This is a genomic window from Pseudomonas sp. GR 6-02, from assembly GCF_001655615.1.
Lineage (GTDB): Bacteria > Pseudomonadota > Gammaproteobacteria > Pseudomonadales > Pseudomonadaceae > Aquipseudomonas.
Genome location: NZ_CP011567.1, coordinates 4909081 through 4922874 on the forward strand (window position 1 = coordinate 4909081; position 13794 = coordinate 4922874).

10 protein-coding genes are annotated in these 13794 nt (G+C 59.8%); 3 read left to right on the forward strand and 7 right to left on the reverse strand.

What is annotated here, in order from left to right; genetic code table 11:
- Positions 1 to 107: 107 nt before the first annotated feature.
- The 5 genes from PGR6_RS21480 to aceK form a co-directional block, all read right to left on the reverse strand.
- On the reverse strand, positions 108 to 344 hold the full coding sequence (locus PGR6_RS21480) for an anti-sigma factor family protein (protein WP_007934080.1): 237 nt from the start codon (positions 342 to 344) through the stop codon (positions 108 to 110).
- Positions 338 to 949, reverse strand: a complete 612-nt coding sequence (locus tag PGR6_RS21485; RefSeq protein ID WP_064619655.1) for an RNA polymerase sigma factor — start codon at positions 947 to 949, stop codon at positions 338 to 340. The genes PGR6_RS21480 and PGR6_RS21485 overlap by 7 nt, the downstream gene beginning before the upstream one ends.
- A 155-nt stretch (positions 950 to 1104) precedes the next feature.
- Positions 1105 to 2226: a beta-ketoacyl-ACP synthase III gene (locus PGR6_RS21490; RefSeq protein ID WP_019648021.1), complete on the reverse strand. Its 1122-nt coding sequence runs from the start codon at positions 2224 to 2226 to the stop codon at positions 1105 to 1107.
- 228 nt (positions 2227 to 2454) lie between these two features.
- Positions 2455 to 6366 carry an ATP-dependent RNA helicase HrpA gene (gene hrpA / locus PGR6_RS21495; protein WP_018926739.1) on the reverse strand — a complete coding sequence of 1304 codons (3912 nt, stop codon included), beginning with the start codon at positions 6364 to 6366 and terminating at the stop codon, positions 2455 to 2457.
- A gap of 223 nt (positions 6367 to 6589) precedes the next feature.
- Positions 6590 to 8311 carry a bifunctional isocitrate dehydrogenase kinase/phosphatase gene (gene aceK / locus PGR6_RS21500; protein WP_018926740.1) on the reverse strand — a complete coding sequence of 574 codons (1722 nt, stop codon included), beginning with the start codon at positions 8309 to 8311 and terminating at the stop codon, positions 6590 to 6592.
- Positions 8312 to 8439: 128 nt separating this feature from the next.
- Between aceK and PGR6_RS21505 the strand changes: the two genes are divergently transcribed.
- Entirely contained in the window at positions 8440 to 9348 is a 909-nt protein-coding gene (locus PGR6_RS21505) for a DMT family transporter (protein ID WP_018926741.1), read from the forward strand.
- A gap of 107 nt (positions 9349 to 9455) precedes the next feature.
- Here PGR6_RS21505 and PGR6_RS21510 read toward each other — a convergent pair whose 3' ends face one another.
- Together PGR6_RS21510 and cysK are read right to left on the reverse strand one after the other, a co-directional pair.
- Positions 9456 to 10394: an aspartyl/asparaginyl beta-hydroxylase domain-containing protein gene (locus PGR6_RS21510; protein ID WP_018926742.1), complete on the reverse strand. Its 939-nt coding sequence runs from the start codon at positions 10392 to 10394 to the stop codon at positions 9456 to 9458.
- A gap of 212 nt (positions 10395 to 10606) precedes the next feature.
- On the reverse strand, positions 10607 to 11581 hold the full coding sequence (gene cysK, locus PGR6_RS21515) for a cysteine synthase A (RefSeq protein ID WP_018926743.1): 975 nt from the start codon (positions 11579 to 11581) through the stop codon (positions 10607 to 10609).
- 126 nt (positions 11582 to 11707) lie between these two features.
- Here cysK and PGR6_RS21520 point away from each other — a divergent pair, with 126 nt between their 5' ends.
- On the forward strand, positions 11708 to 12784 hold the full coding sequence (locus PGR6_RS21520) for a DUF748 domain-containing protein (RefSeq protein ID WP_064619657.1): 1077 nt from the start codon (positions 11708 to 11710) through the stop codon (positions 12782 to 12784).
- Positions 12785 to 12928: 144 nt separating this feature from the next.
- Positions 12929 to 13774, forward strand: a complete 846-nt coding sequence (locus PGR6_RS21525; protein ID WP_018926745.1) for an AAA family ATPase — start codon at positions 12929 to 12931, stop codon at positions 13772 to 13774.
- Positions 13775 to 13794: the final 20 nt, after the last annotated feature.

Sequence of the window (13794 nt, forward strand, 5' to 3'; positions counted from 1 at the left end):
GATGCGGTTTACATACGGTCGTGTCGTTTGAAGAGGTTCAACAGTCTGGCGCGGGGCAACGATCCCCATCATCCGTTCGTTTCACCCGCGCCGGCCTGTGCTTTCCTTCAGGAACGATCTTTACGCCGCTGCGCCGCCAGCCGCTCGGCCAGCGCCTCCACATCCTCGACCGGCTTCTGCGGCATCACCCGCAAGGTCGCCTGCATCAACCGCATCTGCCGAATGAATCGCCGACAATTGGGGCAAAACATCAAGTGATGCCGCATCATCAGACGCTCGCGAAAACTCAACTGGCCATCGAGATAATCACTGGAGCGCGCCACTTGTTCCTTACAGGTCAGCATTCGCCGGTTTCCTCAAAATGTTCTACGGTCGCAAAGACCTTCAACCGTGCCCGATGCAGCAGCACACGAACATTGGAGAGCGAGATTTCCAGAAGATTACAGATCTCCTCCAACTCCAGCCCCTGTCGCTCGCGCAACAGTAAAACACTGCTTTGCAGTTCCGACAGGCTGAGCAGCGTGTGCTCCAGGCATTCGCGCAGTTCGCTTTCAGTCAACAGCGCCTCTGGCGTGTCCTGATGCCAGGCAAACGGCGCCACCAGCCAATGACCATCGCTCGATGAAAAACGATCATCATCGATCGTGCCATGGGGCGACGGCAGGTCATCGAGCAACACTTCCCGGCGGTTTTGCTTGTAGCGGCTCTTGGCCGAGTTGGCGGTGATAGTCAGCAGCCAGGTCTTGAGGCTCGAACGTCCCTCGAATCCGCTCAGGTTACGCACAACCGATAGCCAGGCATCCTGAACAATTTCGTCGGCATGCCGGTTGCCCACAATAGCGTAGGCCACCGCACGCATGGCGCTCTGATAAGTGCTGACCAACTCTTTGAAAGCCTTTTGTTCACCTGCCAGCAAGCGCTCAAGCAGTTGCGCGTCGTCAGCCGCCATTAACAACCCCCTTGTTCTGACCTCGAAAATGAAAACAGCAGGACTTCGCCTGTAGGCATCGTCCTGCTGGAATTTCCGAAAATTACAGCCTTCCGACTATTTCGAATGTAGGAAAAGTCATCACAAGCCAGAGGAAAGAACAACAACCCCTTCGATCAACGTTTGCGCAATATCACGCTGCCAATCGAATAACCGGCGCCGAACGAACTGAGCACAGCCAGCGAACCGCTGACCAGATCGTCCTGATTCTTGTGGAACGAAATCACCGAACCGGCGGAGCTGGTGTTGGCGTAGGTGTCGAGAATCACCGGGGCTTCTGCTTCAGTGGCTTCGCGGCCCAGCAGCTTCTTGACGATCAGGTGGTTCATGCTGAGGTTGGCCTGGTGCAGCCAGAAACGCTTCACGTCACTGACGTTGAGCTGGTTTTCTTCCAGGTGCGTGGCGATCAGCTCGGCAACCATCGGGCAGACATCGCGGAACACCTTGCGGCCTTCCTGGACGAACAGCTTGTCGGGGGCACCGATGCCCTCTTCCGCGGCGCGGTTGAGGAAGCCGAAGTTGTTGCGGATGTTGTTGGAGAACTTGGTCAGCAGTTTGGTGCTGACCACGTCGAACTGGTACTTGGAGGTCGCCAGATCGGCGCGCTCGATGATCACCGCAGTGGCGGCGTCGCCGAAGATGAAGTGGCTGTCGCGGTCACGGAAATTCAGGTGACCGGTGCAGACTTCCGGGTTGACCATCAGGATCGCCCGGGCCTGGCCCAGTTGCACACTGTTGGCGGCGGCCTGGATACCGAAGGTTGCCGAGGAGCACGCCACGTTCATGTCGTAACCGAAACCCTGGATACCCAGCGCTTCCTGAACTTCGATGGCGATGGCCGGGTAGGCGCGTTGCAGGTTGGAGCAGGCGACGATTACACCGTCGATGTCAGCGGCGGTCTTGCCGGCACGCTGCAAGGCTTGCTCGGCCGCGCCAATGGCCATCTGGCACAGCACCGACCACTCGTCGTTGGAGCGCTCGGGCAAGCGTGGCGCCATGCGTTGCGGGTCGAGGATGCCCTCTTTGTCCATGACAAAGCGGCTTTTGATGCCGGAGGCTTTTTCGATAAACGCTGCGCTGGATTCGGTCAATGCCTGGATTTCGCCGCGCTCAATGGCCTCGGCGTTGTCGGCGTTGAACTGCGCGACGTAAGCGTTGAAAGACTGCACCAGCTCTTCGTTGGAGATGCTGTTGGCCGGGGTGTACAAGCCGGTGCCGCTGATGACGACGTTATGCATGGTCGTTTCTCTAATCCGTTCAGGCAGAAAGCGCTGGCACCGACGTACCAACACACAAAGGGTCTATTCCAGGTTCCGGACGCAAACCTGGCATCGCTTTATTCCGATCCGCCTGGGCCCGTGGAGGCTGAAAACCGCGGGGCCGGCGTTTATAGGCGCGAAGTTTGCCATAAACGCTGGCTTTTGGCGCCTTTTGCTGAGTCGAACTCATACCCGCTCCCACAGGGTTCAGGGCTCGACTTGTGTCCATTGCTTGCTCAAGCGCTTGTCGGAGATCGGCACCTTGGTTCCCAGTTGCTGTGCGAACAGCGAAACCCGATATTCCTCCAGCCACCAGCGATAAAGCTCCAGCTGCGGATCGCGCTTGCCTTCCTGGGCGTGTTTGTTGGCGCGGGTCTGGTATTGGGTCCAGAGGCCAGACAATTCTCCACTCCAGACCCGGTCCTTCTGCACCTGAGCACCGAGTTTCTCGAAACGCTGCTCGACTGCTTTCAGGTAACGCGGCAGTTCCTTGAGCCACGGCATCGGCGTTTCCCGCACGAACCCCGGGTACACCAGATGGCTGAGCTGCTGCTTGATGTCGTTCAAGGCCACGGCTTGCGCCAGGTCGATCTTGCCCTTGAAGCGTTTTTGCAGGCCGTGCCAGTGTTTGAGAATCTCCAGGGTCAGCCTGGCCAGACGCTCGGCGTGCTCGGTCCAGGCACCGCGTTTACGTTCGGCCAGGGACGCCAGTGCGGCACCATCGCGTGGCAACGGGTCTTCGCCGTCGAGGATGCAACTGTCCAGACTGGCCAGCAGAATGTCTTCCACCAGGCTGTCGATGCGCCCCAGCTCGCGGTACATCAGGCCCAACTCGGTCAGCCCCGGCAACTTGCCGCGCAAGAACTTCGCCGGCTCCGCCAGTTGTTGCATCAGCAAGCGCTGCAAGGCCCGGCGATGCTGGAACTCGGCTTCGGCCGGGGTCGAGAAACGTCCTTCCTTGACCGTCCCGGCCTCTTCCACCAGCGCCGGATACACCGTCATCGACAGTCCGGCGATCTTCTGCTGGGTTTTCTCGGCGACGGCGGCAAAGACTTTCGCCTCCACCGGTTGCTGGCTTTTCGCGGTTTGCGGCACGGCCAAGGCGGCCTGGCTGGCCTCGGCAAAGCGTGCGGTCAACTCCGCCAGATCACGCCCTTCGCCAAGGAACTTGCCCTGGCCGTCGACGATTTCCAGGTTCATCCGCAAATGGCTTTCGACCTGCTGCGACGCTTCGGCCCAGGCCTCATCGCTGACCCGTGCGCCGGTCATGCGCAATAACTCGCGGCCCAGCGCCAGAGGCAATGAGCCCTCGCCGAAAGTCATGCGCTGCATCGCGGCTTTGACGAAATCCGGCACCGGTACGAAATTCTTGCGCAGGGCCTTGGGCAGGTTGCGCACCAGCGCAATGCACTTGGCCTCGATCACGCCTGGCACTAGCCATTCCAGGCGTTCCGGCGGCAGCATCGGCAACAGCGGTGCTGGCACGCGCAAGGTCACGCCGTCACGCGGATGGTTGGGCTCGAAGTGATAACTCAGCGCCAGTTCCAGGTCGCCGATGTGCAGGGTGTCGGGGTAATGCGCGGCGGTGACTTCACTGGCTTCGCGGGCCAGCACGTCCTCTTCGCGCATGATCAGCAGCTGCGGGTCTTTCTGGCTGTTGATCCGGTACCAACTGTCGAAGGTCGCGGTCTGGTGGATCTCCGCCGGCAAGCGCGCATCGTAGAAGGCGAACAGGGTTTCTTCGTCGGCCAGAATGTCTCGGCGACGCGCCTTGGCTTCCAGTTCGTCGAGCTGTTCCAGCAGTTGCTTGTTGGCCGTCAGGCACTTGGCTTTGGATTGAATCTCGCCACGCACCAAGGCTTCGCGAATAAACAATTCGCGGGACACCACCGGGTCGACCGGCCCGTAATGCACCGGCCGGCGTCCGACTACGATCAGCCCGAACAGGGTGATTTGCTCGAAGGCCACGACCTGCCCACGCCTCTTCTCCCAATGGGGTTCGAAGTGGTTTTTCTTGATCAGGTGCCCGGCCAGCGGCTCGATCCAGTCGGCGTCGATCTTGGCGACCATCCGCGCGTACAGCTTGGTGGTTTCCACCAGTTCGGCGGTCATCAGCCATTGCGGGCGTTTCTTGCCCAGGCCCGACGACGGGTGAATCCAGAAGCGTCGCTGACGGGCACCGAGGTAATCGCCATCTTCGGTTTTCTGGCCGATCTGGCTGAGCAACCCCGACAGCACGGCTTTGTGCAGCTTAGGGTAATCCGCCGGCTCTTTGTTGAGGCTCAGCTGCATGTCGCGGCAGATCAGGCTCAACTGGCGATGGGAATCGCGCCACTCGCGCAGGCGCAGGTAATTGAGGAAATTCTTGCGGCACCAGTTACGCAGGGGACTGGCCGTCAGGGCCTGGCGCTGTTCTTCAAAACCCCGCCACAGATTGACCAGCCCGGCGAAGTCCGAGTCCACGTCTTTCCACTGGGCGTGGGCCTGATCGGCGGCTTGCTGACGCTCCGGCGGACGCTCGCGCGGGTCCTGGATCGACATGGCGCTGGCGACAATCAGCACTTCCTGCAAGCTGCCGAGTTTGGCCGCTTCCAGCAGCATTCGGCCCATGCGCGGGTCCACCGGCAGCCGCGCCAGTTGCCGGCCGAGCGGGGTCAGCTGGCTGTTGCGGTCCACCGCCGAGAGTTCTTGCAGCAGGTTGAAACCGTCGCTGATGGCCTTGCCATCCGGCGGTTCGATAAACGGGAAATCAGTGATCTCGCCGAGGCGCAGATGGAGCATCTGCAAAATCACCGCCGCGAGGTTGGTCCGCAGGATTTCCGGGTCGGTGAATTCCGGCCGGCCGATGAAATCTTCTTCGCTGTACAAGCGCACGCAAATACCCGGCTCGACCCGCCCGCAGCGACCTTTACGCTGGTTGGCACTGGCCTGGGAAATCGCTTCGATCGGCAAACGCTGGACCTTGGCGCGATAGCTGTAGCGACTGATGCGCGCGGTGCCGCTGTCGATCACGTAACGAATGCCCGGCACCGTCAACGAGGTTTCCGCAACGTTGGTCGCCAGAACCACTCGACGCCCCGGATGCGACTGGAAAATCCGCTGCTGTTCGGCCGGCGACAACCGCGCATACAACGGCAGAATCTCGGTGTGTTTGAGCTGTGCCTTGCGCAGCATGTCCGCCGCGTCGCGAATCTCGCGCTCGCCGGGCAGGAACACCAGCACGTCGCCGGGGCTCTTGCGCTCACTGCGTTCGAACGCGGCGATTTCGTCGAGGGTGGCTAGGATCGCCTGATCCACGGTCAGGTCATCCTCGACACGGTTGCCCTCCTCGTCCTGCTCCAGGGTCAGCGGGCGATACCAGGTTTCCACCGGGAAGGTGCGGCCGGAGACTTCGACAATCGGCGCATCGTCGAAGTGCTTGGAGAAGCGCTCCAGGTCGATGGTGGCCGAGGTGATGATGACCTTAAGGTCCGGACGACGGGGCAGCAGGGTTTTCAGGTAACCGAGCAGGAAGTCGATGTTCAGGCTGCGTTCGTGGGCTTCGTCGACGATGATCGTGTCGTAGCGCTCGAGGTAGCGGTCGTTCTGGGTTTCCGCCAGCAGGATGCCGTCGGTCATCAGTTTGATCAGGGTGTTGGCATCGCTCTGGTCCTCGAACCGCACCTGATAGCCCACCAGCGCACCCAACGGTGTCGCCAACTCTTCAGCGACCCGGCTCGCCACGCTGCGGGCGGCGATTCGACGCGGCTGGGTGTGGCCGATCAGGCCGTGCTGGCCGCGACCGATTTCCAGGCAGATCTTCGGCAACTGGGTGGTTTTACCCGAACCGGTTTCGCCGGCAATGATCAGCACCTGATGTTTGAGCAATGCCGCTTTGATTTCGTCGCGCTTGGCGGCGATCGGCAGGCTGTCGTCGTAGCGAATCACCGGCAGGCTGGCGCGCCGCGCCAACACCTGATCACAGGACGCCTGTGTGCGCGTCACCCACTGGGCCAGCTTGGCCTCGTCAGGTTTCTTGCGCAGCTCAAGCAACTGCCGCCGCAGCCGGTGGCGGTCGGCGAGCATGGCGTGATCGAGGTTTTTCAGCAGTTTGTCGATGGAAGGCGATTCGTCAGTCATCAGGTACGCAAAAGTCGTCTAGTGGCGCAGGAGGCGGATTGTCGCAGATTTGGGCTGCTGAGTGACGCGCTTTTGTGGCGAGGGAGCTTGCTCCCGTTCGGCTGCGAAGCAGTCGTAAACCTGTCATCGCGGCTGTCTGAATCTGCGCGATGAATGGTTTTGGGGTCGCTTCGCAACCCAGCGGGAGCAAGCTCCCTCGCCACAGTGTGTTCGCTCAGACGAGCTATTCGTTATCCAGCCCCTTGCGCCGATACGGAAACACATCAATCACCTTCCCCGCCCGAATCGCTTCCTGCAGCCCCTTCCAGTAATCGGCGTTGTACAGCTCGCCGTGCAACTGATCGAACAACTTTCGCTGCCCGGAATCGGCAAACAGGAACGGTGGAAACTCCTCGGGGAACACGTCCAGTGGCCCGATCGAGTACCACGGTTCGGAGGCCATTTCGTCTTCCGGCGTGCGCGGTTGCGGGATGTGGCGGAAGTTGGCTTCGGTCAGGAAGCAAATTTCGTCGTAGTCATAGAACACCACGCGACCGTGACGGGTGACGCCAAAGTTTTTCAACAGCATGTCGCCGGGGAAAATGTTCGCCGCCGCCAGTTGCTTGATCGCCAGGCCATAATCTTCCAGCGCCTCGCGCACCTGCGCCTCGTTGGCGTGTTCCAGATAAAGGTTCAACGGTGTCATCCGGCGTTCGGTCCAGCAGTGACGGATCAGCACCGTATCGCCCTCCACCGACACCGTGGACGGCGCCACTTCAAGCAACTCCTCCAGGCATGCCGGCTCGAACTTGCTCAACGGGAAACGGAAGTCGGCGAACTCCTGCGTGTCGGCCATGCGCCCGACCCGATCGACGCTTTTTACCAGGCGATACTTTTCGATCACCGTGGCACGGTCGACGTTTTTCGACGGTGAGAAGCGGTCCTTGATGATTTTGAATACGGTGTTGAAGCCCGGCAGCGTAAACACGCTCATGACCATCCCGCGCACGCCGGGGGCCATGATGAACTGGTCGTCGGTGTTGGCCAGGTGATTGATCAGCGCCCGGTAGAACTCGGACTTGCCATGCTTGTAGAAGCCGATCGAGGTGTACAGCTCGGCGATGTGTTTGCCTGGCAGGATGCGTTTGAGAAAGCCGATGAACTCCGCCGGTACCGGCACATCGACCATGAAGTACGAACGGGTGAAGGAGAAGATGATCGACACCTCCGCCTCGTCGGTGATCAGTGCATCGATCTGGATGCCCCGCCCTTCGCGGTGCAGCAGCGGAATCACCAGTGGCCATTGATCGTCCTGGGTGAAGATGCGCCCCACCAGATAGGCACCTTTGTTGCGGTAAAGCACCGAGGAAAACAGCTCGACACTCAGCTCCGGGTCCTTGCAGACCCAGTCCGGCAGGTTCTCGCGCAATTGCACTTCGAGACGGCGCAGGTCGCCGGGCAAATCGGCGTAGTCCTCGCTGAAGCGATAGTCGGTAAAAATACTCGCGAGCATGCCGGACAACTGGCCATGGGGCTTGTAGGTGCGGGTTTGCGCCGCCCGGGCGCGGCGCAGGCTTGGCCGCGTGGTGTGGATGAACATGCAGCCGTCGCTGATCAGGTCGTGGCTGAACAGCCCGCAGAAAATCGAGTTGTACCAGGTCTCGGACAGTTCATCGTCGAAGCGCAGGTCGATCAGGCTGATATAGGCGCTTTTGACCAACGGCCAGCTGCTGACGTCCATCAGCACATCGGCGGCGAACGACTGATGCAGGCGCCCGACCGTTTCGCCGACTTTCTCTTCGTAGAGGTTGATCCGCGCCGCCGACGCGACTTGTGTCGCCTGCCACTGGGCTTGCTCGAAGCGGCCTCGGGCACCGTCGGTGATCTGACGGAAATGCTCGCGGTAATCGTCAAAGCCATCGAGGATCATTCGGGCGATGTCGGCGGCTGGCCATTGCTGCGGCATGGTGAAACCTCTGCGGCTGTTCTTATCGTTGGAGCTTGAGCTTAGTGGCCCCGTGTGACGCAACGCAACCATTGCCTTGTACCCCGACTGGCGCGACACTTGCGCGCCAATCAAGGAAGGAAAGTGCTGTGAACCCCGTCGATATCCTGCGTTTGTTGTCACTTGCCGCCATTTGGGGGGCGAGCTTTCTGTTCATGCGCATTATCGCCCCAGTGATTGGCACAATCCCCACTGCCTTTTTCCGTGTATCGATTGCCGCTGTCGGGCTGCTGGTGATCGTCGGGCTGCTGCGTATCAGCTGGGATTTCAAAGGCAAACTCAAGACGGTGATGCTGCTCGGAGTGATCAACTCCGGGGTTCCGGCGACGCTCTATTCCGTGGCCGCGCAAGTGCTGCCGGCCGGCTATTCGGCGATTTTCAACGCCACCACGCCGTTGATGGGCGTGTTGATCGGCGGGTTGTTCTTCAGTGAAAAACTCACCGGAGCGAAGGTCTGCGGGGTGTTTCTCGGACTGTTTGGCGTCGGCATCCTCACCCGTGCAGGTCCGGTGGCGTTCGATATGCAACTGCTGATGGGCGCACTGGCGTGCCTGATGGCTACCACCTGTTATGGCTTTGCCGGCTTCCTCGCCCGCCGCTGGCTCGACCAGGCCGGCGGCCTCGACAGTCGCCTGTCGGCCCTGGGCAGCATGCTCGGCGCCACCTTGTTTTTGCTGCCGCTGTTCGGCTACAGCGTGATCAGCCAGCCACCGGCGAGCTGGGGCGGCTGGAGTGTCTGGTTGTCGTTGCTGGGATTGGGCTTGGGCTGCACCGCGTTTGCCTACATCGTTTACTTCCGTTTGCTCAGCTCGATCGGCCCGGTGAAGTCGATGACCGTGACCTTCATGATTCCACCGTTCGGGGTGTTGTGGGGCGCGCTGTTGCTGGATGAGCCGCTGTCGATGGCGCACCTCTATGGCGGAGTGTTGATTGCGGCGGCGTTGTGGCTGGTGTTGAAGCCGGCAGTGGTGAAGCCGGTTGAGGTGGTTGCCCGATAAAACGCCTTCGCAGGCAAGTCGGATCACTTACAAGGCCCGGAGCTCATGAGCAAGCGCGCATAAAAAAACCGCTCCCAAGGAGCGGTTTTTTCATTCCATGGTCGGCCTCAACCGAACAACCAATACCCCAACAACGTCAACACCACCACCGCCAGCACCGGTCGCAGCACGCGATAGGCCTTGGGGTTGCGGCGCTTCCACTGCTTGACCATACCGCTGAATTTGTCGCTGAAAGTCTTGCTCCAGGCATAAGCCTGGTTAATCCCGCCAACGCGCTCATCGTCAAGGTTCTGCGGCGCAGTAGCACGCCCCAGCCAGCCGCTGATCCAGCGGTTGATGCGGGTCATCAGGCGGTTGCTCAAGGGGCGTTCGATGTCGCAGAACAGGATGACGCGGGTTTGCTCGGTTTCGTTCTTGACCCAGTGCACGTAGGTTTCATCGAACATCACGTCTTCGCCATCACGCCAGGCGTAGACCTGACCGTCGACGAAGATGCGGCAATCATCGGAGTTCGGCGTCGACAACCCCAGGTGATAACGCAGGGAACCGGCGAACGGGTCACGGTGCGGGTTGAGGTGGCTACCGCCCGGCAACAGCGCAAACATCGCGCCTTTCACATTGGGGATGCGGCTGACCAGCTCGACGGTTTTCGGGCAGAGCAATTCAGCCGATGGCAGCGGTTTGTCGTACCACTTGAGGTAGAAACGCTTCCAGCCCTTCTTGAAGAACGAACCGAAACCGGCGTCGTTGTTCTTTTCGGCGGCGCGAATGTAGCCCTCGTCGAACAGGTGCATGGCTTCGTCGCGGATAACTTCCCAGTTGTCCCTGAGCACGTCGAGCTCCGGGAACTTGCTGCGGTCCAGATAGGGCTTGGACGGCACACCGGAGAACAGGTACATCAAGGCGTTATAGGGCGCGAACAGGGCCGAGTGATTGACGAACTGACGCAGGACCGGCAAACGCGCCTTGCCACGCAAATGCACATAGAGCGTGCTGCCGAGGAACAGCAGCAACACCGACGCCTTCGCGACAAAGGAAAAGCTCATCTACGACTCCTTGAGAATAGGAAACTCCGCACAACGCCTTTTACCCGACGTGGCAGTCGGCCATGATAAACACTACCGGCCTCGGGAAAAACCCGTATTACTCAACATTCAGTGTTAAGGATTGTGCAATAAAGCACTTCTTAACATAGGGTTCCTGAACGGGGGCTGACCTGAATCAACCCCCTGATCGGCTTCAAAACAGCCATAAAATCTTATTGCTGATTTTCCTGTTCGGTAAACAAGTCACTGAACAGCATGCTCGACAGGTAGCGTTCGCCAGAGTCGGGCAGGATCACCACGATGGTTTTGCCCTGCATTTCCGGGGTTTCGGCCAGGCGTACAGCCACCGCCATGGCGGCGCCGCAAGAGATGCCACTCAAAATCCCTTCTTCTTGCATCAGGCGCAGGGCCATCGCCTTGGATTCGTCGTCGCTGACCAATTCCACTCGGTCGACCATCGACAGGTCCAGGTTCTTGGGCACAAAACCAGCGCCGATGCCCTGGATCTTGTGGGGGCTCGGTTTGATCTCTTCCCCGGCGATCGCCTGGGTGATCACCGGGGACACCATTGGCTCCACCGCCACCGAGAGAATCGGTTTGCCCTGGGTATTCTTGATATACCGCGAAACCCCGGTAATGGTTCCACCCGTTCCGACGCCCGCTACCAGCACGTCGACCGCACCGTCGGTGTCGTTCCAGATTTCCGGGCCGGTGGTTTTTTCGTGGATGGCCGGGTTGGCCGGGTTTTCGAACTGCCCCGGCATGAAGTAGGTGGACGGATCACTGGCGAGGATTTCGGCAGCTTTCTCGATCGCGCCTTTCATGCCCTTGGCCGGCTCCGTCAACACCAGTTCGGCGCCAAGGGCCTTGAGCACCTTGCGTCGTTCGATGCTCATGGACGCGGGCATGGTCAACATCAACCGATAACCACGGGCGGCGGCAACGAATGCCAGGCCGATACCGGTATTGCCCGAGGTCGGTTCGATGATGGTCATGCCGGGCTTGAGTTTACCGCTGCTTTCAGCATCCCAGATCATGTTCGCGCCGATTCGGCACTTGACCGAATATCCAGGGTTGCGCCCTTCGATCTTGGCCAGAATGGTGACACCGCGCGGGGCGATACGGTTGATCTGCACCAGCGGCGTATTGCCGATGGAGTGGGCGTTGTCAGCATAGATACGGCTCATGGCTGGGTCCTTATACCGCGTTGAATTAGCCCACCAAGGTATGCCTGTTGCTCGTGGTCGTCCAGTCAGTCGAACGTCCGGCTGCCATAGCAGTCAACCGCTTTACACCGCCAGAGATTTGCCGCCATGAAGCGTCGATACAGTTGGCCCCTGTTGACCCTCGCCGGCCTCCTCATGTTGCTGGTTGCCGTGCATATCGCCCTGCCCTACATCGTGCGTGACTACCTGAACGAGCGATTGGCCAATATGGGCGACTATCGCGGGCAGGTTACCGACGTGGACCTGGCCTTGTGGCGTGGCGCCTACAAAATCAACGGGCTGAAAATCGTCAAGGTCGAGGGCAAGGTCCCGGTGCCGTTCGTCAACGCGCCATTGATCGACCTCTCCGTCAGCTGGCACTCGCTCTGGTACGACCACGCCGTGGTGGCCAAGGCGCAGTTCGACAAACCCGAGGTGAACTTCGTCGATGGCGGCGCCAACAAGAAAAACTCCCAGACCGGTCAGGGCACCGACTGGCGGGCACAATTGGAAAAATTGCTGCCGATTACCCTGAACGAAGTGCGGATCAACGATGGCCGGGTCACCTTTCACAACTTCAATTCAAAACCACCCGTGAACCTGAGCGCTACTCAGGTCAATGCCAACATTTACAACCTGACCAACGTAGTCGACACCAAAGGCAAACGCGATGCCCGTTTCGATGGCAAGGCGCTGTTACCGGGGAATGCACCGCTGGAAACAACGGCAACCTTCGATCCGCTGAGCAATTTCGAAGACTTCGAGTTCCGCCTGCGCGCCAGGGACCTTGAACTCAAACGCCTGAACGACTTCGCGTCGGCCTACGGCAAGTTCGACTTCAATGCCGGCCATGGCGACCTGGTCATCGAGGCCGAGGCCAACAAGGGACAACTCACCGGCTACATCAAGCCACTGTTGCGGGACGTCGAAGTGTTCAACTGGCAACAGGACGTGGAAAACAAGGACAAAGGGATTTTCCGCTCCATTTGGGAAGCGCTCGTCGGCGGCACCCAGAATGTATTGAAGAACCAGGCGAAAAACCAATTCGCCACTCGCGTCGAACTCAAGGGCAACGTGCATCAGCGGAATATCAGCGCGTTCGAGGCGTTTTTGCAGATTTTACGCAACGGTTTCATCCAGGCGTTCAATGCCCAGTACGAACGACCCAAACCGGATGCGGGATGAGTCACGAAGTGACGCCCCATTCAGAGACTGAATAACCCGTCTGCGTTCACAGTCGACCGACCTGCGCGTTATAGTCGAGCCTGACCATTTATTGCGCCCCGCCCTGCCTCGCTCAGGTCGGCGTTACCGTTTGAGGATTAGCAGATGAAGTTCGAAGGCACCCAGGCCTACGTCGCCACCGATGACCTGAAGCTGGCGGTCAACGCCGCTATCACCCTGGAGCGGCCACTGCTGGTCAAGGGTGAGCCAGGCACCGGCAAGACCATGCTCGCAGAGCAACTGGCCGAGTCCTTCGGCGCCAAGTTGATTACCTGGCACATCAAGTCCACCACCAAGGCGCATCAAGGCCTGTACGAATACGACGCGGTCAGCCGCCTGCGGGATTCGCAACTGGGCGTGGACAAGGTCCACGACGTTCGCAACTACCTGAAAAAGGGCAAGCTCTGGGAGGCGTTCGAGTCCGAAGAGCGGGTGATTCTGCTGATCGACGAAATCGACAAGGCCGACATCGAGTTCCCCAACGACTTGCTGCAAGAACTCGACAGGATGGAGTTCTACGTTTACGAGATCGACGAGACCATCAAGGCCAAGAAACGTCCGATCATCATCATTACCTCCAACAACGAAAAAGAACTGCCGGACGCCTTCCTGCGCCGCTGCTTCTTCCATTACATCGCGTTCCCCGATCGCGTGACGCTGCAGAAGATCGTCGACGTGCACTACCCGGACATCAAGAAAGACCTGGTCAGCGAAGCGCTGGACGTGTTCTTCGACGTGCGCAAGGTGCCGGGCCTGAAGAAGAAGCCCTCGACCTCCGAACTGGTGGACTGGCTGAAACTGCTGATGGCCGACAACATCGGCGAAGCGGTATTGCGCGAACGCGATCCGACCAAGGCCATTCCGCCGCTGGCAGGCGCCCTGGTGAAGAACGAACAGGACGTGCAATTGCTTGAACGTCTGGCGTTCATGAGCCGTCGCGGCACTCGCTAAGTACCAATAAGGGCGATCGC